We start from the raw sequence: 21,705 nt of genomic DNA, 5'->3' as shown, positions 1-21,705 counted from the left end.
GGCAGGCGGCAGAGGGGCGGCCGTCAGCGCAGGGCCGCGGCGGGGTCGAAGCCGAAGGGGAGCTCCAGGCGATGGGTCTCCAGGAGCCCGGCGTCGGTCAGCACCTCGCGGGTCGGCGCGTCGGCGGCGATGACCCCGCCGGACAGGATCACCGACCTCGGGCACAGCTCCGCCGCGTACGGGAGGTCGTGCGTGACCATAAGGACCGTCACGTCCAGGCTCAGCAGGATCTCGGCCAGCTCGCGGCGGCTCGCCGGGTCCAGGTTGGACGACGGCTCGTCCAGCACGAGGATCTCCGGCTCCATCGCCAGGACGGTCGCGACGGCGACGCGGCGGCGCTGGCCGAAGCTGAGGTGCTGCGGCGGGCGGTCCGCCACGTCCAGCATGCCGACGCGGGTCAGCGCGTCCCGCACCCGGCGGTCCAGGTCGGGGCCGCGCAGTCCGAGGTTGGCGGGGCCGAACGCGACGTCCTCGCGGACGGTCGGCATGAACAGCTGGTCGTCGGGGTCCTGGAACACGATGCCGACGCGGCGGCGGATCTCCCGCAGCGCCTTCTTGTCCTTCGGGTCGACCGCGAGGCCGCCGACCCTGACCTCGCCCAGGCCGCCCTGCAGGATCCCGTTCAGGTGCAGGACGAGCGTGGTCTTCCCGGCGCCGTTCGGCCCGAGGAGCGCGACCCGCTCGCCGCGCCCGATCGTCAGGTCGACGCCGTAGAGGGCCTGCGTGCCGTCCGGATACGCGTAGGCGAGGCCCTTCACCTCCAGGGACGGCGCTTCACCGGGCTCCGCGGTCATGGGGTCATCCAAGCAGCCAGCGTCACCAGAGCGGCCGCCAGGGGCAGCGCGGCGGCGGCCGTCCACTGCGCGGCCGTCGCGCCCACGTCGTGCGTGAGGGGCATGCGCCCGTCGTAGCCGCGGCTCAGCATCGCCAGGTGGACGCGCTCGCCCCGCTCGTACGAGCGCAGGAACAGCGCCCCGGCCGACGTGGCGAGGACGCGGGTGGCGCGCAGGTCGCGGGCCTCGAACCCGCGGGACGCCCGCGCCACCTTCATCCGGCCCAGCTCGGCCGCGACGACGTCCCCGTACCGGAGCATGAACGTGGCGATCTGCGTGATGAGCTGCGGCATCCGCAGCCGTTCGATGCCGAGCAGCAGCAGCCGCGGCTCGGTCGTGGCGGCCAGCAGGATCGAGGCGACCACGCCGAGCGTCCCCTTGGCGAGGATGTTCCAGGCGCCCCACAGCCCGCTCTCGCTGAGGCCCACCCCGAGCACGGCGGTCTCCTCGCCGGTCGCGACGAACGGCAGCAGGAACGCGAACGCGACGAACGGGACCTCGATGACGACCCGCTTCGCGACCGTCCGGAACGGGATCCGGGCGGTCGCCGCGACGCCCGCGAGGAGCAGCGCGTACACGGCGAACGCCCAGAACCGCTCGCGCGGCGTGGCGACGACCAGCAGCACGAACGCCAGGACGGCGACGAGCTTGCACTGGGGCGGCAGCCGGTGCACCGGCGAGGCGCCCGGCACGTAGAGCCGGTGCGTGACGCCGACCGCGTGGCCCGCGCCCATCAGCCCCGACCAGCCGCCGCGGTCTTCTCCCGCTCCGCGGCCGGGGCGGACGTGCCGCGCCGCCGGACGGCCCAGAACAGCCCGCCGCCGACGAGCAGGACGGCGCCGACACCGATCACGCCCGACAGACCGCCGGACAGCCGGGAGTCGTCGATGCCCTTGACGCCGTAGTCGCCGAGCGGCGAGTCCTTGAGGGAGTGGTCCTTCTCCTTCGCGCTGATGCCCTTGTCCTCGGCGACCTTCTCCAGCCCGTCGGGGTCGGCGCTGGCGTAGAAGCTCACGATCCCGGCCAGGACGAGCGAGACGACGAGGAACCCGATGAAGAACCGCTTGGTGGTCATGTCGTCCTCCCTCAGGCCCGCGACGGTTCGGCCGGGCCGCCGGCCTGCGGCTCGGCCGTGCGCAGTTCCAGCGGCTTGATCAGGTCGTGCGCCCCGTGCACGAGGTCGGGCCGGACGGCGAGCACGCTCGACACGGTCACTGCCGTGATCAGCGCCTCGCCGACGCCGATCAGCACATGGACGCCGACCATCGCGGTGGCGACCTTCGCGATCGGCACGTCCGCGGTCCCGCCGACCGCGTAGAGGAGCGTGAACGCGACGGCCGACGCGGGCACCGAGATCACGGCGGCGGCGAACGAGGAGCCGGCCACCGACGCCCTCGTCTTCGGCAGGACGCGCAGCAGCAGCCGGAACGTCCCGTAGCCGACGAGGACCGTGACGAGCGCCATCACGCTGATGTTGACGCCGAGGGCGGTGAGGCCGCCGTCGGCGAACAGGAGCGCCTGCATGAGCAGGACGACCGAGACGCACAGGATGCCCGTGTACGGCCCGACGAGGATCGCCGCCAGCGCGCCGCCGAGCAGGTGCCCGCTCGTCCCGGACGCCACCGGGAAGTTGATCATCTGCGCCGCGAAGACGAACGCGGCCGTCAGGCCGGCGAGCGGCGCGGTGCGGTCGTCCAGCTCCCGCCGGGCGCCGCGCAACGCGACCCCGATGCCGGCCACCGCCACCGCCCCCGCCGCGACCGACACCGGCGCGTCGAGGAACCCGTCCGGTACGTGCATGCTTCACCGCCCCTAACCCGATTGTGCGCTAGGGACAGTTTGAAGCCTGTTCATCGCAGTTGCAAGATAGTTGCAATAACCGGAACCCCCCGGCTCAGTCGAAGACCGGCTCCCGGGTCCGGGTGCGCTTGAGCTCGAAGAAGCCGTCGGTGCTCGCGACCGCGACCACGCCGTCCCAGAGCTTGACGGCGGCCTCGCCGCGCGGGATGGGCGTGACGACCGGGCCGAAGAACGCGCTGCCCTCGACCTCGATCACCGGGGTGCCGACCTCCTGGCCGACCCGGTCGATGCCGTCCTGGTGGGACGCGCGGACGGCCTCGTCGAAATCGGTGGACTCGGCGGCGTCCGCGAGCGCCGGGTCCAGCCCGGCGGCCGACAGCGACGCCTCGAAGAAGGCCCGGTCGAACTTCTGCCGCTCGTGGTGGCGGCGCGTGCCCATCTCGGTGTAAAGGCGTCCGAGGACCTCGTTCCCGTACTTCTGCTCAGCGGCGACACAGACGCGTACCGGGCCCCAGGCGTCCTCGAGGGCGCGCCGGTACTCCTCCGGGATGTCCTTGTCCTCGTTGAGGACGCGGAGGCTCATCACGTGCCAGCGCACCTGGATCGGGCGCTGCCTCTCCACTTCCAGAATCCAGCGGGAAGTGATCCAGGCCCAAGGGCACAGGGGGTCGAACCAGAAGTCCACCGGTGTGACAGCGTCCTTGCTCAACGTCGCCTCCTAGGCGCGATTCAGGGGTCTCCCCCTGCGACAACCGGGCCCCGGCCGTCCTGATTCCCGGCGGCGCGAAGGTTCGCAAGCCGTGGCGGGCGGGCCGTTTCGGCGCCGGGTTGGTAGACATGGGGGCACCAAGCGATTAAGCCGACCAAGGAGTTCATGTGGCAGGCAACCTCACGCGCGACGAGGCGCGGGAACGGGCCCGGCTCCTCACCGTCGACTCGTATACGGTCGAGCTCGACCTGACGACGGCGAGTGAGGAACGGTTCGGTTCCACCACGGTGGTGCGGTTCGGGAGCGCCGAGCCTGGGGCGTCGACGTTCATCGACCTGCACGGCGCCATCGTGCGCGACGTGACGCTGAACGGGAAGTCGCTCGATCCGGCGTCCTACGACCCGGAGAAGGGGCGGGTCCCGCTGCCCGGTCTCGCCGCGGAGAACGAGCTCCGTGTCGTGGCCGACTGCGCCTACTCACGGTCGGGTGAGGGCCTGCACCGGTTCGTGGACCCGGTCGACGACAGCGTCTACCTGTACACGCAGTTCGAGACGGCCGACGCGCACCGCATGTACACCTGCTTCGACCAGCCCGATCTGAAGGCGACCTTCGAGCTGACGGTCAGGGCGCCGGAGAGCTGGGAGGTCGTCACCAACGAGGCCGCCGAGACGACCGGGGGGTCCGGAGGGTCCGCCTCCCAGAAGGAAGGCGACAGCGCCGGGGGCGGGACGTGGCGTTTCCTGCCGACGCCGCGGATCTCCACCTACATCACCGCGCTCATCGCCGGGCCGTACCACGTCGTCCGGGACGAGTACCGCCGCGACGACGGCACCGTCGTCCCGCTCGGCGTGTACTGCCGGGCGTCGCTGGCCGAGCACCTGGACGCGCAAGCGATCGTGGACGTGACCCGCCAGGGCTTCGCCTACTTCGAGAAGGTCTTCGGCCGTCCGTACCCGTTCGGCAAGTACGACCAGCTCTTCGTCCCCGAGTTCAACGCGGGCGCGATGGAGAACGCGGGCGCCGTCACGTTCCTGGAGGACTACGTCTTCCGGTCCCGGGTCACCGACGCGGCCTACGAGCGGCGCGCCGAGACGATCCTGCACGAGATGGCGCACATGTGGTTCGGCGACCTCGTCACCATGCGCTGGTGGGACGACCTGTGGCTGAACGAGTCGTTCGCCACGTACATGAGCGTCCTGTGCCAGACCGAGGCCACCAAGTGGACGGGCTCCTGGACGACGTTCGCGAACCTGGAGAAGGCGTGGGCGTACCGGCAGGACCAGCTGCCGTCCACGCACCCGATCGCCGCCGACATCCCCGACATCCGCGCGGTGGAGGTGAACTTCGACGGGATCACCTACGCCAAGGGCGCGTCCGTCCTGAAGCAGCTCGTCGCGTACGTCGGGCTCGACAACTTCCTGGAGGGCGTCCGGCGGTACTTCGACCGGCACGCGTGGGGCAACACCGTCCTGGCCGATCTGCTGGGCGCGCTGGAGGAGAGGTCCGGCCGCGATCTGGCGTCGTGGTCGAAGGAGTGGCTGGAGACGGCCGGGGTCAACACGATGCGGCCCGAGTACGAGGTGGACGCCGACGGGAACTTCACGTCGTTCGCGGTGCTGCAGGAGGCGAAGCCCGACTACCCGACGCTGCGTTCGCACCGCCTCGCCATCGGCCTCTACGACAGGACGGCCGAGGGCACAGGCTCCGCCGGAGGGCGTGGGGGGGCGTCCCCCCACATGAAACTCGTCCGGCGGGAGCGGGTCGAGCTGGACGTGGTCGGCGCCCGGACAGAGGTGCCGCAGCTCATCGGGCGGAAGCGGCCCGATCTCGTCCTGGTCAACGACGACGACCTCACCTACGCCAAGATCCGCCTGGACGAGCATTCGCAGCGGACGCTGATCGAGCACATCGGCGACGTCAAGGCGAGCCTGGCGCGGGCGCTGTGCTGGTCGGCGGCGTGGGACATGACCCGTGACGCGGAGATGGCCACCCGCGACTACGTCCGGCTCGTCGCGACGGGCATCCGCGGCGTCACGGACATCTCGGTCACACAGACGCTGCTGCGGCAGGCGCGCATGGCCGTCCAGCAGTACGCCGACCCGGCCTGGCGCAAGGAGGGGCTGGCGCTGCTGGCGGACACGCTGTCGGAGCTGGCCCGCGACGCCGGCCCCGGTTCGGACCTCCAACTCGCCTACACGCAGGCGTTCACCGCGTCCGCCGTGTCGGACGAGCATCTGGCGTTCGTCCAGGGCCTGCTGGACAGCTCCCAGGTCCTCGACGGCCTCACCGTCGACACCGACCTGCGGTGGTCGCTGCTGCGCCGCCTCGTCGTCACCGGCAAGGCGGGCAAGGCGGAGATCGACGCCGAGCACGAGCGCGACAGGACGGCCGCGGGCGAGCGGCACGCCGCCGCCTGCACGGCCGCGATCCCGTCCGCCGAGGCCAAGTCGGCGGCGTGGGAGCGGATCGTGTCCGGCGACCTGCCCAACGCCGTCTACCGGGCGACGCTGGGCGGCTTCGTGGAGCCCGACCAGGCCGAGCTGCTGCGGCCCTACGTCGACAAGTACTTCGCCGAGGTCGGACGGGTCTGGAAGGAGTGGACCAGCGACATGTCCCAGACGTTCGCCGAGGGCGCCTACCCCTTCCTGGTGATCGAGCAGTCGACGATCGACCGCACCGAGTCGTACCTGGCCGACGAGCGCCCGCCGCCCGCGCTGGCGCGGCTGCTGTCGGAGGGACGCGACGGCGTCGCCCGCGCCCTGCGCGCCCGCGCCAAGGACGCCTCGTCCGCCTGACGCCGTCGCGGGCCCGGCCGTTCTGACCAGTCGGTCTGACCCTGTGCACGATCCCCGTGACCGTGCGACGATCGCATGGTCACGGGGAGGGGGTCGGCGTGGAGACGGCGAAGGACGTTCTCACCGCTCTGGCGCGGCGCCACGCGTTCGGGGACCTGGAGGCGCTGATCACGCAGGGCACGCTCGTCCCGGCCGTCCACGCGAAGGCCGTCGCCGCCCTGTGCGCGTTCGGGCAGCGCGTCCTCGACCTGGACGCCGAGGACTTCGGCATGCCCGAGGCGGCCGGCGAGGTCCCGCAGGACCTTCTCGACCGCGCCCGCGCGAGCCGTATGCCGCAGGAGCCGCGGGAACGGCCCAGGGGGGCGCTCGCGAGCCTGCGTCCCGCCTACCGGCTGCTGCTGGAGGTCATCGCGATCCGCTGGCACCGGCGCGACATGGCCGCGCTGGTCGCGGCCGTCCACATCGCGGGCGAGTACCTGCCGATGCTGGCCTGGGAGCCCGTCCTCGGCCACGCCGGGGACCCGGCCCTCATCGGGGCGTCGGTGGAGGGCGAGGGCAGCCGGTTCGGGGTTCCGGTCGAGCCCGGTTCTGCCCGGATGTGCGACCACACGCGCCCGGAGCGTTCGGCGTGCGATCGGACCCTCCGCGTGTCCAAGGAACCGCCGTCCGGCTGGCGCAACTACCTGGACCGCCAGCACAGCCAGGTCGCGTCCGCGCTCGGTGACTGCGCGGCCCGCTGCCGCACCCCGTGCACGGTCATGACCCGCCTGGACGATCTCGTCCGCGCCGATCTCACCGAACGCTGCAAGCTCGCCGCCGACTTCACCGAGGGCGCCCTGGTCAAGCTCCGGCACGCCGCTCCGGTCGGGCACGGCTTCGGCGTCCCGTCACCGGAGGAGGTGCAGAGGGCCTGGGCCCGTGCGCGCAGGTCGCTGTCGCACCAGCCGCTGGGCAAGGCGGCGCTGGCGGGCGCCGACGGCGACGCCTATCCGCTGCCCGGCCTGCCCGCGCTCTTCTCCGCGATCGCGGCGGACGACCTGCGTCCCGACACGCTCCTGCACGACGTGACGAAGCGCATCACATCGACCCTCGCCTGAACAGCCGCAGCGCTCCGCCGGCTTGAAGATCCTCCAAGAGGACGGGGTTCCCGCCGGCGTCGGCGAGCGGTACCCGCCAGTTGGGGTATTCGTCGACGGTGCCCGGCTGGTTCTGGGTCCGGCGCTCGCCCGCGGCGTCGGCCAGGGAGATCCCGATGAGGCGGGCCGGGGTCAGGGTCAGGAAGTCGTGCAGGGCCGTCACGATCTCCTCGTCGTGCCCGGAGGAGCCCTCCGCCAGCGCCCGCATGATCTGGTCGGGCGGGGTGGCGAGCAGGTTCTCGGCGTGGAGCAGCGCCAGCCAGCCGGACAGGACGCGGTGGTGGTCGTCCTCCTCGTCGGCGCGGGGGCGGGCGAGAAGGCCGAGACGGTCGCGAAGGCCGATGTGGTCGCCGTGGACGAACCCGGTGATCGGGGGCATGTCGTGGGTGCCGACCGTGGCGAGGGACAGCTCGCGCCACTGCTTCGCGGGCTTGGGACGTCCGTCCGCGCCGCGCTCGAACCAGAGCAGGGACGTGCCGAGGACGCCGTGGTCCGCCAGCGCGTCCCGGACCTCGGGCTCGACGGTGCCGAGGTCCTCGCCGACGATCACGCCGCCGAAGCGCGCCGCCTCCCAGGCCAGGCAGGCGAGCAGGGCATCACGGTCATAGCGGACGTAGGTGCCCTCGGCCGGGGACGCGCCCTCGGGGATCCACCACAGGCGCGACACCTGCATCGCGTGGTCGAGGCGGATGCCGCCGCCGTGCCGGAGCGCGGAGGCGGCCATCTCCCGGAACGGCCGGTAGTCCTCGACGGCGGAGTCGCGCCACCGCCACGGCTGGAGCCCCCAGTCCTGGCCGCGCTGGTTGAACTCGTCGGGGGGCGCGCCGACGCTGACGCCGTCCGCGAGCGCGCCGCCGAACACCCAGGCGTCCGCGCTGCCGTGCGGCGCCCCGACCGCCAGATCGTGGACGACCCCGACCGGCATCCCGGCGTCCCGGGCCGTGCGCTGCGCCGCCGCGAGCTGCCCGTCCAGCCGCCACAGCAGCCATTCGTAGAACCGGGCGCGGTCGCGGTACCCGCCCTCCGCGACGGCACGGCCGCCGCGATCCCGCAGCCGGGAGGGCCAGCGCCGCCAGTCGGCCGTGCCCTGTTCCTCGGCGATGGCGCACCAGACGGCGAACGCCTCGGCCGCGTCGCCCTCGCGCCCGCGGAAGTCGTCGAGCCCCGGTTCGCGGCGGTGGCCGCGCAGCCGGTACATCGCCTCGAACGCGGCCGTCTTCGCCGTCCAGACCGCGTCCCGGTCGAGGGGTCCTTCGCGTGCGCGCAGGTCGGCGGCCATGGCGGCGAAGCGCTCCCGGTCCTCGGGAGGCAGCGCCGCGTACTCCGGCATGTCCTCGACCCGGAGGTAGATCGGCGAGGGGAAGCGGCGGCTCATCGGCGCGTACGGGGACGGCCCGACCGGCGGGACGGGCTCGTTCGCGTGAAGCGGATTGACCAGGACGAAGCCCGCGCCCAGCTCCCGCCCGCTCCACCCCGCGAGATCCGCCAGGTCGCGCAGATCGCCAAGCCCCCAGGACGCGCGGGAGCGCACCGAGTACAACTGCGCCGTGAACCCCCACATCCGCGGCGGGGGCCGCAGCGACGCCGGGGCCACCAGGAGCGTCGCGTACATCGTCCGGCCTCCCTGCCGGACGCGGGCCCGATACCGGCCCGACGGCGAGCCCTCGGGCCGCCCCCGCGGCACGACCGTCCCCTCGGACCACGTCCGGACGCGCAGCCGGTGCCAGCCGGACGGCACGTCCGCGAGCCCGTCCAGCGGCCGGAACGCCTCCCCGGAGGCGCCGGCCTCCAACGGCGACAGGACCTCCGCCGCCCCGACCGCGATGTCCACCTCGAAGCTCTCACCCGGCCGCATGCGGCTCCCGAGCGCCGAGCGGATCCGGTCGCTCACACCGCCGTCCGGCCGGCGGACGATGAGGTTCGGCAGCCCGGAGCGCCGCTGCTCCCGGTGATGCTCCAGTCCGTCGCGGACGGCGGCCGGTGACGACGCGTCCACCCCGAGGGCCCGCAGCACCGCGATCAGGGTGTCGCGGGAGACCTCCACCTCGCGTCCCCGCCAGTCGGCGTACCGGGTCGCCACGCCGTGCAGGCCCGCAAGCCCCGCCAGTTCGTCGTCTACCACCCCTGCACCATGCCCCGGGCGGCGGGTGTCACGCCGTCCAGATGTCCGGCGCGCGGCCGATCCAGGGCCGGGCCTCCTCAAGCTGCGCGGACAGCGAGATCAGCGTGCCCTCGCCGCCGAGCCGTCCCGCGAGCATGATCCCGATCGGCAGGCCGTCGCCGGTCCAGTGCAGCGGGACGTTCACGGCCGGCTGGCCGGAGACGTTGTACATCGCGCAGAACGGCGTGAAGCGCTTCTGCCGCTCGAAGTTCTCGGCCGGCTCCTGGTCGTGGAAGTACCCGACGGGGACGGGCGGTTCGGCCAGCGTCGGATGCAGGATGGCGTCGAACTCGTCCATCACCGGGAACGCCGCCCGCAGCGCACCCTGCAGCGCGGCGTGGGCCTGGAAAACCTGCGTCGCGGTCGTCGCCTCGCCGCGGGACCGGAGCCAGCGCGTCAGCGGCTGCAGGAGGTGCTCGGCGCCATCGGCGACGGGAGTGATCGTCGCCATGACGGCCCAGAGCGTCTCGAAATGCGGGACGAGGTCCGGCCCGAACACCGGCGGCATCTCCACGACCTCGTGGCCCAGCTCCATCAACAGCTCCGACGCCGCGTCGTAGGCGGCGACGCAGTCGGGATGCACCACGGCGCCGGGCACGGCGGGCTCGCGGCTCCGCGCGATCCGCAGCCGCCCCGGCGGGCGCCCGGCGTAGGACGCGAACGTCCCCTCGACCGGCGGCGCCGCGTACAGGTCGCCGGGCATGCGGCCCGCCATCACGTCCAGCAGGAGCGCGGCGTCGCCGACGGTCCGGGCGATGGGCCCGTTCGTGGACAGCCCGAAAAGCTCGGGGACGATCGGCCCGTGCGAGATCCGGCCGCGGGTCGGCTTGATCCCGACGAGCCCGCACACGCTGCTCGGGATCCGGATCGAGCCGCCGCCGTCGCTGCCCTGCGCGACCGGGGCCAGCCCGGACGCGACCGCCGCCGCGGCGCCGCCGCTGGACCCGCCCGCCGACCTGGACAGGTCCCAGGGCGTCCGGGCCGGTGGCGCGACGTCGCTCTCCGTGTAGCAGGGCAGCCCGAACTCGGGCGCCGAGGTCTTGCCGAGGAGCACCGACCCGGCCCGCCGCAGCCGGGTCACGACGTGGTCGTCCGCGAACCCGGTCAGGCCCGTGAACACCCCCGATCCGAGGGTGAACCGGACGCCGTCCACCATGTTCAGGTCCTTGACCGGGAGGGGGACGCCGTGCAGCGGCGGCAGGTCCGCCGGGTCGGCGGCCTCCCGCACCGCCTTCTCCGCCTGCCGCGCCTCGTCGCGGGCGCGCTCCGCGGTGACCGTCACGTAGGCGCCGACCTGCTCGTTGAGCCGCTCGATGCGGGCCAGGTAGTGGTCGGTGAGCTCGACCGGGGATACTTCCCCGGTGCGGACGGCCGCTGCCATCCGGGTAGCGCTGAGGTCATGGGTTTGTGTCACGAATCGGAACGCTAGACGCCGTGTGCGCGGGCATCAAAAAGGGCAGGCACGTCTGCAGCGGCGGAAGGAGAAGAATACCTACGTACCCATCCCACACGTCAGTGAATCACCCACGGACGGCGACAAAACTATTAACCCGGCATGACTAGTCGCCAACCCCGCGGATGATTACTGTGCGCACGGAGGATCATGCCCCCGATGGGAAAGGAATACGGAGCGTCACCTATGGCGATCATGGAGCGGGGCAACACACAGGGGGCCAGGGGCCAGCCCCAGGCCCAGTCGAACGCAGCGGGGTCGGATGACATGGGGTCGGAGGAAGCGCGTGAGCACCATCACCCGTCTCCGGTGAAGGAGCGTCCCGAGGAGGGCATCGCCGCGGCGGTGCTCGACGACCCGCGGACGCGCCGCTGGATCCAGCGGGCCGGCGCCGCCGTCGTGGCGGGCGCCGTCGTCACGGTCCTGCTCGGCTGGCGGCTCGGCCTCACCGTCGCGGTCCTGGTCGTGATCGCGGACGTCGTCCGCCGGTCCCGCAAGGACTCCACCGTCACCGCCTGGCAGAAGTCCTCGGCCGCGGAACGGCGCACCGAGAAGCAGCTGAGGGCCCTGCAGCGCAACGGGTACCTCGTGCTCCACGCCCGGGCCGTGCCGCGCGACGACGACGGCGTCAGCGACGGCCGGATCGACCACCTGGTGATCGGTCCGAGCGGCGTCTACGCCATCGACTCCGAGAAGTGGGACAAGCGCCTCCCCGTGCGCACCATGTCCCACCTCAAGCTCTTCCACGGCCCCTTCAACAAGAAGGACCGCCTGGACGAGGCCCGCTGGGAGGCCCAGATGGCGAGCAACATCCTCGCCGAGAAGGTCGGCTTCGAGGTGCCCGTGCAGCCCTCGGTGGCGATCTACGGGCCGTCCATCCCGTGGAAGGTCATGCGGGTCAGGGACGTCGACGTCTACTCGGGCAACCGGGCGCGGGCGTACCTGCGCCGCCGTCCGACGATCCTGACGGAGGGCGACGTCCAGCGCATCTTCCAGGCGGCGGAGGACGCGCTGCCGCCGAAGTACCCCGACTGAGAATCGCGGGCGGCCCTCCTTCCCCGGGCCGCCCCGCACACGCCCGGCGACGGGCCTTGAACCGGTGGACGCCCCGCGTACCGGTGCGAAGGCCGGACACACCGGCGCACGGGAAGCCGGGACGACGCGTCCCGGCTTTCTTCATGCCCCCGCGCGGTTGGTAGCATCGAGGGACACGGCCGGCCGCGCAGACCTCCGCCGGACCGGCGGCAGCGCCGCGATCCGCCGCTGCGAGCACAAGCGAAGCGACTCGCCCTCCGCCGCGCCGGACCACGCGCGGGCCGGCGACCGCCGTCACGGCACGCCCCACGTTGGAGAGGTCACCCATATGCCACCGCTCAGGTCACGCACTGTCACCCACGGCAGGAACATGGCGGGCGCCCGCGCGCTCATGCGGGCCAGCGGAGTCGAACGCGAGGACTTCGGCAAGCCGATCGTCGCGGTGGCCAACAGCTTCACCCAGTTCGTTCCCGGCCACGTCCACCTGGACGAGGTCGGCAAGGTCGTCGCGGGCGCCGTCCGCGAGGCCGGCGGCGTGCCCCGCGAGTTCAACACGATCGCGGTGGACGACGGCATCGCCATGGGCCACGACGGCATGCTGTACTCGCTGCCGTCCCGCGAGGTGATCGCCGACGCCATCGAGTACATGGTCAACGCGCACTGCGCCGACGCCCTCGTCTGCATCTCCAACTGCGACAAGATCACCCCGGGGATGCTGCTGGCGGCGCTGCGGCTCAACATCCCGGCCGTGTTCGTGTCCGGCGGGCCGATGGAGGCGGGCAAGCCGGTCGAGGGCGTCATGGGCGGCAACAAGCTCGACCTCATCGACCCGATCATCGCGTCCGCCGACGCGTCCCTCTCCGAGGAGAAGCTCCTCGAGATGGAGGAGAGCGCCTGCCCGACCTGCGGGTCCTGCTCCGGCATGTTCACCGCCAACTCGATGAACTGCCTCACCGAGGCGATCGGCCTGGCCCTGCCGGGCAACGGCACCGTCCTCGCCACCCACACCGCCCGGCGCCGCCTCTACGAGGACGCGGGCCGCACCGTCGTGGACGTCGCCCGCCGCTACTACGACAACGACGACGAGTCCGTCCTGCCGCTGAACATCGCCACCTACGACGCGTTCGCGAACGCCATGGTCCTGGACGTGGCGATGGGCGGCTCCACGAACACGATCCTGCACCTGCTCGCCGCCGCGACCGAGGCCGGCGTCGACTTCGGCCTGTCCGACATCGACGAGCTGTCCCGCCGCGTCCCGTGCGTGTGCAAGCTCGCCCCCGCCACCGGGAAGTACCACGTCGAGGACTGCCACCGCGCCGGCGGCATCCCCGCCCTCCTCGGCGAACTGCACCGCGGCGGGCTGCTGCACGCCTCCACGCACTCGATCCACTCCGCCTCGCTGGACGAGTTCCTCGCCAAATGGGACGTCCGCTCCCCCGACGTCCTGCCGGAGGCCGTGGAGCTGTTCCACGCGGCGCCCGGGGGCGTCCGGAGCACGTCCGCGTTCAGCCAGAGCGCCCGCTGGGAGTCGCTCGACCTCGACCGCGAGAACGGCTGCATCCGCTCCGTCGAGCACGCCTACACCGCCGACGGCGGCCTCGCCGTCCTGCGCGGCAACATCGCCCCCGACGGCGCCATCGTCAAGACCGCCGGGGTGGACGAGGAGCTGTGGACCTTCGCCGGCCCCGCCGTCGTCTTCGAGTCGCAGGACCAGGCCGTCGAGGGCATCCTCGGCGGCGAGGTCAAGGCCGGCGACGTCGTCGTGATCCGCTACGAGGGCCCGAAGGGCGGCCCCGGCATGCAGGAGATGCTGTACCCGACGAGCTTCCTCAAGGGCCGCGGGCTCGGCAAGGCGTGCGCGCTGATCACCGACGGCCGGTTCTCCGGCGGCACGTCCGGCCTGTCCATCGGCCACGCCTCCCCCGAGGCGGCGGGCGGCGGCATCATCGCCCTGGTCGAGAACGGCGACCGCATCGTCATCGACATCCCGAACCGGACGCTGGAGCTCGACGTCCCGTCCGACGAACTCGACATCCGCCGCGAGAAGCTCCTCGCCGACCTCGGCGGATACCGCCCCCGCGACCGCAACCGCCCCATCAGCGCCGCCCTGCGCGCCTACGCCGCGATGGCCACCTCCGCATCCACCGGCGCGGCCCGCGACGTCTCCCAGCTCGACCGCCTCAACGGCTGACCACTACCTCCGAGGTAATCGCCCCCGTTCCCCCAGGGGACCAGAGTGGGACCTACCCGACCACTCGCCCAAGGAGATCGCGATGACCGCCTACGCCCTGGCCCACCTGCACCCGCAGCCGCACCTCCACGACGACGTCTTCACGTACATGGAGCGCATCCAGGCCACGATGGACCCGTTCGGGGGCCGCTTCCTCGTCCACGGAAGCGCTCCCGAGGTCAAGGAGGGCCCGCTGGACGGCGGCTACGTGCTGATCGAGTTCCCCGACATCGACAAGGCCCGGGCCTGGTACGAGTCGGACGCCTACCAGGCGATCCTGCCCATGCGGACCGGCCACATGGACGGCACGGCCGTCTTCCTCCACGGCGTCCCGGACGGCTACGACGCCGCCACGACCGCCAAGAACCTGCGCGACGCACAGGCCGGGGGCTAGGAGCAGCAGCCCCCACCACAACAGCCGCCCCCACCCGCAGGCCTCGGCGGGCTTACAGCACCGCGAGACGTGCCGGTAACGGCGACAGTGGACAGAAGCTTCACCGTGTCATCATGCCCGTCCGGACACCGAGCCGGATCGGACGCGTTGATCATCGGCCGGGAGACCTCGAAGGTCGACCCGCAAGCACGGCAACGATAGTCATAACGAGGCACGCCTGTTTATAGCATTTCTCTCCTCCTTCGGCCCTGGCGGGCCTCCATCGTCGAGAAACGCGGCGCGATCGCTGCATCGCTTCGTCTCGCCTGGCGGCTCGCTGCGCGATCAGGTTTCTCGCAGGCTCGAAACCTGCCTTCGGACGCGATCGCAACTGTTGAGGTCGTTGCGGGGTTGCGGTGGTGGCTAGTGTCGCTGCGCCCTCGATCCGATCCCTGGGAGTTAAGCCGCGGGTTCGGTGACGTAGGCGGCCCATTGGGGGTCGCCGTCGTGGATCAGGCCGATCAGGCGCCAGTGGGCGCCGCGGGGGACGCCGGGGGTGACGCTGAGCGTCCAGCCGAGTTCTTCGAGGAGGCGGTCGGCCTTGCGGTGGTTGCAGGTCATGCAGGACGCGACGCAGTTCTCCCAGACGTGCTTGCCGCCGCGGCTGCGCGGATGGACGTGATCGATGGTCTCGGCGCGGCGGCCGCAGTAGACGCAGCGGAAGTTGTCGCGGCGCATCAGCGCGGCGCGGGTGAGGGGGACGCGGGTCCGGAACGGGATGCGCACGTAGCGGCGGAGCCGGATGACGGAGGGGACCTCGACCGTCATCGTCGCCGAGTGGAGGACCGCGCCTGAGGTGTCATGGTGGACGATCTCGGCCTTCTCCCGAAGCACGAGGCAGACCGCCCGCCGGAGCGGGAGCGTGGTGAGTGGTTCGTACGTCGCGTTCAGGAGGAGGACCTGTCTCATCTCAGACGCCCTCCGCCGGGCTCTGCTGTTCGCCTCTGTGTCGTCTGACCGCCTCGGCGGGCGCGACTGGGCGCGCCTCGCACCGAGGCCCGATTATTGTCTCCGGTACCTGCGCAATCGCCATGAGGACCTCCCCGGGGCGAACCGACCAAAATCAGTGTGGCGTCTGAGGGAGGCCGTCCGCTACCCCAATAATCCCCCTTCAGGGGGCCGGTCGAACGCGAACGTGCGTTCGTGGCGGGTCGAAGTGTACGGGACGGGCAGTCCGGAACGCCCAATACAGTGCACCCTATGAGGCCGTATCCGCCCGCGCGGCGCCAGGACACCGTCGAGGACCTCCACGGGCACCGGGTCGCGGACCCGTACCGCTGGCTCGAAGACCCCGACGCCGCCGATACCAAGGCGTGGCTCGCCGCGCAGGAGAAACTGTTCCGCAAGGTCATGGAGCCGCTGCCCGCGCGGGAGGGCCTGCGGCGGCGGCTCGGCGAGCTGCTCGGCGCGGGCAGCGTCGGAGCGCCGACCTGGCGGGGCGGGCGGCGGTTCTTCATGCGCCGCGCGCCCGGCCAGGAGCATCCCGTGCTGTACACGGCGGGCCCGGACGGCTCCGAGCGCGTCCTGATCGACCCGATCGCGCTGGACGCGGACGGCACCACCACGCTGGACGGATGGCAGCCCGACAAGGAGGGGCGCCGCCTGGCGTACAAGCTCTCCAGCGGCGGTGACGAGGAGTCGCTCCTGTACGTCATGGACGTCGCGTCGGGCGAGCGCGTGGAGGGCCCGATCGACCGGGCCCGGTACTCGACGATCGCGTGGCTGCCGGACGGCGAGGCGTACTTCTACACGCGGCGGCTGCCCGCGCGGGACGTCCCGGAGGGCGAGGAGCAGTACCACTGGCGCGTCTACCTGCACCGCGTCGGCACCGAGCCCGACACCGACGACGCGCTGATCTTCGGCGACGGGATGGACAAGACCAACTACTACGGGGTCTCCGTCAGCCGGGACGGCCGCTGGCTCACGGTCTCCGCGTCGCAGGGCACCGCGCCGCGCAACGACCTGTGGATCGCCGATCTGTCCGCGTCGCCGCCCGAGGCGCCCGAGCTTCGCGCCGTCCAGGTGGGCGTTGACGCCGGCACCGGCCTGCGCGTGGGACGCGACGGCCGCGCCTACATCTTCACCGACCGCGACGCGCCCCGCTCGCGGCTGTGCGTCACCGACCCCGCCGACCCGTCCTACGAGACCTGGCGGGACCTCGTCCCGCAGGACCCGGAGGCCGTCCTCACCGACTTCGCGATCCTCGATGATCTCGACCGTCCGGTCCTGCTGGCCGGGTGGACGCGGCACGCGATCAGCGAGATCACCGTCCACGACCTGGAGACGGGGGCGCGGCTCGGGACCGTCCCCACCCCCGGCCTGGGCTCGATCAGCGGGATCGTCGAGCACCCCGAGGGCGGGCACGAGGCGTGGTTCGGCTACACCGACAACGTCACGCCGTCCTCGGTCATGCGCTACGACGCCCGCACCGGGGAGACGGCGCCGTGGGCGTCGTCTCCGGGGACGGTCGAGGTCCCCGAGATCGAGACCCGCCAGATCGTCTACACCTCCCGGGACGGGACCGAGGTCAGGATGCTGGTCGCCTCGCGCCCCGGGCTCTCCGGCCCGCGCCCCACCGTCCTGTACGGGTACGGCGGGTTCAACGTCTCGCTCACGCCGTCCTACTCGGCGAGCATCCTCGCCTGGGTGGAGGCGGGCGGCGTGTACGCGGTCGCGAACCTGCGCGGCGGGTCCGAGGAGGGCGAGGAGTGGCACCGCGCCGGGATGCGCGACCGCAAGCAGAACGTGTTCGACGACTTCCACGCCGCCGCCGAGAAGCTGATCGCGGACGGCCTGACGACCCCGTCCCAGCTAGCGATCTCCGGCGGTTCCAACGGCGGGCTGCTGGTGGGCGCGGCGCTCACCCAGCGTCCCGACCTGTACCAGGCGGTGGTGTGCTCGGCGCCGCTGCTGGACATGGTCCGGTACGAGCGGTTCGGCCTGGGCGAGACGTGGAACGACGAATACGGAAAGGCCGACGATCCGGAGGAGTTCGGGTGGCTCATCGGCTATTCCCCGTACCACCACGTCCACGCGGGCACCGCGTACCCGGCCGTCCTGTTCACGACGTTCGCCGGCGACACCCGGGTCGACCCGCTGCACGCCCGCAAGATGTGCGCCGCCCTGCAGCACACCACGGCGTCGGACGCGCCCGTCCTGCTCCGCGACGAGCCGGAGGTCGGCCACGGGAGCCGTTCGGTGAGCCGCTCGATCGCCCTGATGGCGGACACGCTCGCCTTCATGGCCGCCCAGACCGGTCTCGCCCTCCCGGACGAGTTGACACGTGATCTAATAGCCGGGTGATCATGCCGATGACCGACGCTTCGTCCCGTATGGACCGTGTCCTCGACCTGCTCCGCGACCCGCCCGCGGAGCCGGACGTCTCGGCGGGCTACCTCGACCTGCTCGGGCCGTCCGCGAAGCCGTCGCCGTCGCTCGCGCAGTCGGCGATGCAGTCGGCGTTCCTGCCGCAGATCTACGAGCGGGTGTGGCGTCCCATCGGCTTCAACCTCGCCAAGGGCTGGCCCATCGGCCCGGACACCGCGACCGAGCACGCCATGGCCCGCGACTGGCTCGGGCTCTCCCACCCCGGCTACGCCGCCCGACCGCCCGCGACCGTGCTGGACGTCGCCTGCGGCCCCGGCAACGTCACCCGTGCTCTGGCCCAGGGCGTCGGACGCGACGGCCTGGTCATCGGTCTCGACGCGTCCCAGACCATGCTCACCCGCGCGGTGGCCGACTCCACCGGGGACGAGATCCGCTACGTCCGAGGCGACGCCGTCGACCTCCCGTTCAGCGACGCGTCGTTCGACGCCGTCTGCTGCTTCGGCGCCCTCTACCTGTTCGACGACCCCTGGACGGCCGTGGACGGCATGACCCGCGTCCTCAAACCCGGCGGCCGCCTGGTCATCCTCACGTCCCGCCGCCCGGGCCCGCTCCCCGCGGCCCGCTTCGGCACCGCCCTCCTGCGCCGCACCACCGGCTTCACCGTCTTCGGCGACCGAGAGATCACCAGCGCCCTGTCTGCCCGCGGCTTCACGTCGATCCGGCAGCGCCGCTACCCCCTGATGCAGATGGTCGGAGCCCGCCGCCCCTGACTTCAGGGAAGAACGACACCCCCACCCCGAGCCGCGGGCCGTCTCGCCGGGCCGCGCCTCCGGCGGGACGGGCCCACGGCTCGGGTGTCCTTAGCGGAGGTGTTTCTCGATATAGATGTTGACGATGCCGCCGATGGTCTCGCGACGGGTCTCCGTCCAGCCGAACTTGGCGTAGAGGGCGAGGGCGGGGCCCTGGAGTTCGGTGGTGTCGGCGCGCAGGACGCGGTAGCCGTACTCCACGGCCCGTTGTTCGAGGGCCTGGACGACGGCGGTGCCGTACCCGCGGCGCTGCAGGGCGGGCCGGACGCGGAGCCGGACCATTTCGACGGCGTCGAGGGCCGGGGCGCCGGGGGCGTAGCCGCCGTACGCGCGGGCCCGGCCGCCGGGGACGAGGTCGGCCCTGCGCAGGCCGCCCATGGCGACGATGCGGCCGTCGAGTTCGCCGACGAGGAATTCGCCGTCGTTGCGGAGGTAGATGTCCTCCATGCGGAAGAAGTCGTGGTCGTAGTAGACGCCGTCGCCGGGGCGCAGGCCGACCTGGGCCAGACCTTCGCGGTGCAGGGCGAGGACGGTGCCGTGGTCGGCGCCGCTGTAGCGGCGCAGCCGGAGGCCCCCGAACTTCCACACCGGGGGCTCGTCCCGGAGCCGGACGAGGGCGCGGGCGGGGTGGTCCTGCCAGGGCGTGCTGTCAGGGGTGCCCATGCCGGGTCAGACCTGCTCGGACGGAGGTACGGACGGGCGTCCCTGCGTGGGGCTCGTCACCCAGGGGCCGGCGAGGGCCTCGTAGAAGTCCTTCAATTCGGGTATCTCGCCGTGCTTGGCATTGACGGCCGCGCCGATCTGGCGGGCGCGGTGCACGAGGATGTCGGACCGGTGGTCGGCCGGCAGGTCGAGGATGGCCTCCTGCCCGCCCGCGAGCGCGGCGTCCGGGAGGCCGGCGTGGAGCTTGCACATCGCCCGGTCGAGGCGCACGAGGGTCAGGTCGACGCGGTCGGTCGGCGAATACAGGGTCAGGGCGTGGCTGAGCACCTCGTCGCCGTGCTTGTGGTCGCCGAGGCTGGTGAACGTGTCGCCCTCGTAGAACGCCATCTGCCGGTCGGTGAACCCGTAGACCAGGTCGCTGGTGTCGGCCTTGGACAGCTGGTCGAACACCGACCGGCCGCGGACGAGGGCGCGCCGGGCGCTGGGGGCGGCGTCGCCGCGTCCGCGCATCGCGAGCATGCCGAGCGCGCGGGCCTCCACGGCGGGCGCCATGGCCGCGGCGACGCCGGGCGTGCGGCCGGCGAGGTCCTGCGCCTTGCGGGCCAGGTGCAGCGCCTCGCGGGGGTCGCCGTAGTACATCGGGACGAGCGACTCCCGGACGGTCACCCAGGCGCGCAGCTGCCGATCGCCGGTCTCGTCGGCGGCGGTGCGCGCGGTGCGGAAGAACGAGCGGGCCAGCCGGTGGTCGCCGAGATTGATCATGATCAGGCCGGACAGCCCGGACAGCTGCGCCGCGATCCGGCAGAGCCGTTCCTGAAGCTCGACCGGCTGGCGCTTGTCGCACATGCGCCGCACCTCGCTGAAGTCCAGCAGGACGTCGCAGAGCATCCGGAGGGACGGGGTCGCCTGGTACTGCTGGCCGTAGCCGTAGGTGGTCTCCTCCCACTGGTCGAGCATGGTCGGCGAGACGGTCGCGCCGACGAGGGTGTCGTCCATCTTGCGGCGCAGGTTGTCGACCGCTCCCAGGAACTGACCGTCGAGCGCCACGCCCGCTCCGGCCAGAAGTTGCAGAAGTGTCCTACGAAGCACGATGTCCTCCTCTCCCACATCAATGGTCAGGGGGCCGTCAGCGCGGTCATGGCCCCGTAGGTCGTTGACGGTTGCCCAGGGACGTTCTTCGGCCCTGGAGACGATGGCCCCGACGAGTGCGTCGGGGCCTGATGCCGCGTGCCGCTCCGCCGGCCGCGGCTTCGGGACGCTCGCGGCGCCCGGGCGGACGGCGTGACCGCGTCCGCAGATACAGGGACTCTGGTAGTCGAGTGCGTCGGGCTCCACCCGGTAGACGGCGCACAGGTAGTGCAGGTACTCGGGCCCCGGCCTCTTGTAGCCGCTCTCGTAGGCGGACAGCAGTGTCTCCCCGAGCCGGGGCGGCGGTTTGCCGTCCACCTCGTAGAGGGCCCTGACCTGGGCCACGATGTCGGACAGCGCGACGCCGTGCGCCAGCCGGTGCGCCTTGACGCGGCTGGTGCCGAACAGCGGCCCGCACTGTTCATGGATCTCCTGCGCGATGTCGACCGGGCTTCGGCCTCGGGCGAGGGCGTGCGCGCGGATCCGGCGTGCCACTTCCGTCTCTTTCCGAGGGGGATCCGACATCGACTCCGGCCTCCTCACCGTCGGGCCGGGACGCCGTCCCCTCGGGGGAGGGCGATCGTCCCCGCCACGGCGACCGGTCTACTTGGTCATGGCCACGACAGATAATCTCTCGCGCACGCAGCGTAACCCTCGTCACATGGCCCGCCAAGCGATTCCGGAGAAGAAGGGGCGGTCCGGGGGCGTCCCGCCCCCCACGGGTAGAGATTCTTCCTCCGAAGGGGTGCGGAGTTCCCCTGAGGTGGGGTAATCCGGTACTTCGCCGGACGCAGGGTCACTTGACCAGCCACCGTGAGAGTTGCAATTCTCGCCGCGAGTGATCGAACGGATTCACAGAGTTGATCAGTTGATCAGTACTCGCCGACGGAGGGGGTGCGAAGGTGGGCAGCGACAGACGCGTCGGCTACCTGGAGGCACTGGAGCAGGCACTTGGCACGCAGGGCCTGGTCGCCCGCGTCGTCAGGACCCGCTCGGGGCCGGCGTTCCTGCGCGTCGTGAACCCCGAGGCCGCGAGCCTCGCGGAGGACGTCACGTGCGCACCGGCCCCCGAGACCAAGGACCACTACTTCTGGTGGTCCTGGGGCGAGCGCATGCACCGCGTCGACGACGTGGGCGGCGCCGCCATGAAACTGGCCCACGTCCTCCAGCCGCTCCGCCGCTGACCCCCGCCG

19 protein-coding genes are annotated in these 21,705 nt (G+C 72.1%); 8 read left to right on the top strand and 11 right to left on the bottom strand.

Annotated features, from left to right (window positions below):
• Nucleotides 1–23: 23 nt before the first annotated feature.
• From ETD83_RS17830 to ETD83_RS17815, 5 genes are all read right to left on the bottom strand, one after another.
• Entirely contained in the window at nucleotides 24–794 is a 771-nt protein-coding gene (locus ETD83_RS17830) for an energy-coupling factor ABC transporter ATP-binding protein (protein ID WP_138646255.1), read from the bottom strand.
• The gene (gene cbiQ, locus ETD83_RS17825; protein ID WP_138646254.1) at nucleotides 791–1,567 is read right to left on the bottom strand and encodes a cobalt ECF transporter T component CbiQ; all 777 of its coding nucleotides are present in this window, start codon (nucleotides 1,565–1,567) and stop codon (nucleotides 791–793) included. The genes ETD83_RS17830 and cbiQ overlap by 4 nt, the downstream gene beginning before the upstream one ends.
• The gene (locus tag ETD83_RS43735; protein ID WP_205717737.1) at nucleotides 1,567–1,908 is read right to left on the bottom strand and encodes a PDGLE domain-containing protein; all 342 of its coding nucleotides are present in this window, start codon (nucleotides 1,906–1,908) and stop codon (nucleotides 1,567–1,569) included. The genes cbiQ and ETD83_RS43735 overlap by 1 nt, the downstream gene beginning before the upstream one ends.
• Before the next feature lie 11 nt (nucleotides 1,909–1,919).
• Nucleotides 1,920–2,633 (bottom strand): energy-coupling factor ABC transporter permease, encoded by a 714-nt coding sequence (locus ETD83_RS17820; protein ID WP_205717736.1) that lies wholly within the window; start codon nucleotides 2,631–2,633, stop codon nucleotides 1,920–1,922.
• A gap of 94 nt (nucleotides 2,634–2,727) precedes the next feature.
• A complete protein-coding gene (locus ETD83_RS17815; RefSeq protein ID WP_138646253.1) occupies nucleotides 2,728–3,342 on the bottom strand; it encodes a mycothiol-dependent nitroreductase Rv2466c family protein in 615 nt (204 codons plus the stop codon).
• Nucleotides 3,343–3,509: 167 nt separating this feature from the next.
• Here ETD83_RS17815 and pepN point away from each other — a divergent pair, with 167 nt between their 5' ends.
• Together pepN and ETD83_RS17805 are read left to right on the top strand one after the other, a co-directional pair.
• The gene (pepN, locus tag ETD83_RS17810; RefSeq protein WP_138646252.1) at nucleotides 3,510–6,137 is read left to right on the top strand and encodes an aminopeptidase N; all 2,628 of its coding nucleotides are present in this window, start codon (nucleotides 3,510–3,512) and stop codon (nucleotides 6,135–6,137) included.
• 98 nt (nucleotides 6,138–6,235) lie between these two features.
• Complete coding sequence (locus ETD83_RS17805) at nucleotides 6,236–7,234, top strand: hypothetical protein (RefSeq protein ID WP_138646251.1); 999 nt, start codon at nucleotides 6,236–6,238, stop codon at nucleotides 7,232–7,234.
• On the opposite strand, the gene malQ is transcribed toward ETD83_RS17805, so the two are convergent.
• Both malQ and ETD83_RS17795 read right to left on the bottom strand, forming a co-directional pair.
• Nucleotides 7,215–9,395, bottom strand: coding sequence for a 4-alpha-glucanotransferase (gene malQ, locus ETD83_RS17800; RefSeq protein WP_138646250.1), 2,181 nt, complete (start codon nucleotides 9,393–9,395; stop codon nucleotides 7,215–7,217). The genes ETD83_RS17805 and malQ overlap by 20 nt on opposite strands.
• A 28-nt stretch (nucleotides 9,396–9,423) precedes the next feature.
• Complete coding sequence (locus ETD83_RS17795; protein ID WP_171064292.1) at nucleotides 9,424–10,848, bottom strand: amidase; 1,425 nt, start codon at nucleotides 10,846–10,848, stop codon at nucleotides 9,424–9,426.
• A 348-nt stretch (nucleotides 10,849–11,196) separates the two neighbouring features.
• On the opposite strand from ETD83_RS17795, the gene ETD83_RS17790 reads away from it, so the two are divergent.
• From ETD83_RS17790 to ETD83_RS17780, 3 genes are all read left to right on the top strand, one after another.
• The gene (locus ETD83_RS17790; RefSeq protein ID WP_230420988.1) at nucleotides 11,197–11,922 is read left to right on the top strand and encodes a nuclease-related domain-containing protein; all 726 of its coding nucleotides are present in this window, start codon (nucleotides 11,197–11,199) and stop codon (nucleotides 11,920–11,922) included.
• 328 nt (nucleotides 11,923–12,250) lie between these two features.
• Nucleotides 12,251–14,113, top strand: a complete 1,863-nt coding sequence (gene ilvD / locus ETD83_RS17785) for a dihydroxy-acid dehydratase (RefSeq protein WP_138646247.1) — start codon at nucleotides 12,251–12,253, stop codon at nucleotides 14,111–14,113.
• A gap of 82 nt (nucleotides 14,114–14,195) precedes the next feature.
• On the top strand, nucleotides 14,196–14,546 hold the full coding sequence (locus ETD83_RS17780) for a DUF1330 domain-containing protein (protein WP_138646246.1): 351 nt from the start codon (nucleotides 14,196–14,198) through the stop codon (nucleotides 14,544–14,546).
• Here the strand turns inward: ETD83_RS17780 and ETD83_RS17775 are convergent.
• Together ETD83_RS17775 and ETD83_RS17770 are read right to left on the bottom strand one after the other, a co-directional pair.
• Nucleotides 14,543–14,761 (bottom strand): FmdB family zinc ribbon protein, encoded by a 219-nt coding sequence (locus tag ETD83_RS17775; RefSeq protein WP_138646245.1) that lies wholly within the window; start codon nucleotides 14,759–14,761, stop codon nucleotides 14,543–14,545. The two genes, ETD83_RS17780 and ETD83_RS17775, sit on opposite strands and share 4 nt — an antisense overlap.
• 223 nt (nucleotides 14,762–14,984) lie before the next feature.
• On the bottom strand, nucleotides 14,985–15,494 hold the full coding sequence (locus ETD83_RS17770; protein ID WP_138646244.1) for an HNH endonuclease: 510 nt from the start codon (nucleotides 15,492–15,494) through the stop codon (nucleotides 14,985–14,987).
• 291 nt (nucleotides 15,495–15,785) lie between these two features.
• On the opposite strand from ETD83_RS17770, the gene ETD83_RS17765 reads away from it, so the two are divergent.
• Both ETD83_RS17765 and ETD83_RS17760 read left to right on the top strand, forming a co-directional pair.
• Complete coding sequence (locus ETD83_RS17765) at nucleotides 15,786–17,888, top strand: prolyl oligopeptidase family serine peptidase (RefSeq protein ID WP_138646243.1); 2,103 nt, start codon at nucleotides 15,786–15,788, stop codon at nucleotides 17,886–17,888.
• Nucleotides 17,889–17,896: 8 nt separating this feature from the next.
• Nucleotides 17,897–18,682, top strand: a complete 786-nt coding sequence (locus ETD83_RS17760) for a class I SAM-dependent methyltransferase (RefSeq protein WP_138646242.1) — start codon at nucleotides 17,897–17,899, stop codon at nucleotides 18,680–18,682.
• 90 nt (nucleotides 18,683–18,772) lie between these two features.
• Here ETD83_RS17760 and ETD83_RS17755 read toward each other — a convergent pair whose 3' ends face one another.
• Together ETD83_RS17755 and ETD83_RS17750 are read right to left on the bottom strand one after the other, a co-directional pair.
• Nucleotides 18,773–19,384, bottom strand: coding sequence for a GNAT family N-acetyltransferase (locus ETD83_RS17755; RefSeq protein WP_138646241.1), 612 nt, complete (start codon nucleotides 19,382–19,384; stop codon nucleotides 18,773–18,775).
• Nucleotides 19,385–19,390: 6 nt separating this feature from the next.
• Nucleotides 19,391–21,007, bottom strand: a complete 1,617-nt coding sequence (locus ETD83_RS17750) for an XRE family transcriptional regulator (RefSeq protein WP_230420987.1) — start codon at nucleotides 21,005–21,007, stop codon at nucleotides 19,391–19,393.
• A 407-nt stretch (nucleotides 21,008–21,414) separates the two neighbouring features.
• On the opposite strand from ETD83_RS17750, the gene ETD83_RS17745 reads away from it, so the two are divergent.
• Nucleotides 21,415–21,696 (top strand): hypothetical protein, encoded by a 282-nt coding sequence (locus tag ETD83_RS17745; protein WP_138646240.1) that lies wholly within the window; start codon nucleotides 21,415–21,417, stop codon nucleotides 21,694–21,696.
• The last annotated feature ends 9 nt before the right edge of the window (nucleotides 21,697–21,705 follow it).

Source organism: Actinomadura soli, from assembly GCF_005889715.1.
In the GTDB taxonomy this organism is placed as follows: Bacteria; Actinomycetota; Actinomycetes; order Streptosporangiales; family Streptosporangiaceae; genus Spirillospora; species Spirillospora soli.
This window is presented reverse-complemented; position numbering and strand designations above follow the sequence as displayed.

Excerpts from the sequence above, each read along its gene's own strand:
- ilvD (WP_138646247.1), top strand. The coding sequence starts at position 12,251 with ATGCCACCGCTCAGGTCACGCACTGTCACCCACGGCAGGAACATGGCG.
- ETD83_RS17830 (WP_138646255.1), bottom strand. The coding sequence starts at position 794 with ATGACCGCGGAGCCCGGTGAAGCGCCGTCCCTGGAGGTGAAGGGCCTC.
- ETD83_RS17755 (WP_138646241.1), bottom strand. The coding sequence starts at position 19,384 with ATGGGCACCCCTGACAGCACGCCCTGGCAGGACCACCCCGCCCGCGCC.
- ETD83_RS17820 (WP_205717736.1), bottom strand. The coding sequence starts at position 2,633 with ATGCACGTACCGGACGGGTTCCTCGACGCGCCGGTGTCGGTCGCGGCG.
- cbiQ (WP_138646254.1), bottom strand. The coding sequence starts at position 1,567 with ATGGGCGCGGGCCACGCGGTCGGCGTCACGCACCGGCTCTACGTGCCG.
- ETD83_RS17760 (WP_138646242.1), top strand. The coding sequence starts at position 17,897 with ATGACCGACGCTTCGTCCCGTATGGACCGTGTCCTCGACCTGCTCCGC.
- ETD83_RS17765 (WP_138646243.1), top strand. The coding sequence starts at position 15,786 with ATGAGGCCGTATCCGCCCGCGCGGCGCCAGGACACCGTCGAGGACCTC.
- ETD83_RS17770 (WP_138646244.1), bottom strand. The coding sequence starts at position 15,494 with ATGAGACAGGTCCTCCTCCTGAACGCGACGTACGAACCACTCACCACG.
- ETD83_RS17780 (WP_138646246.1), top strand. The coding sequence starts at position 14,196 with ATGACCGCCTACGCCCTGGCCCACCTGCACCCGCAGCCGCACCTCCAC.
- ETD83_RS43735 (WP_205717737.1), bottom strand. The coding sequence starts at position 1,908 with ATGACCACCAAGCGGTTCTTCATCGGGTTCCTCGTCGTCTCGCTCGTC.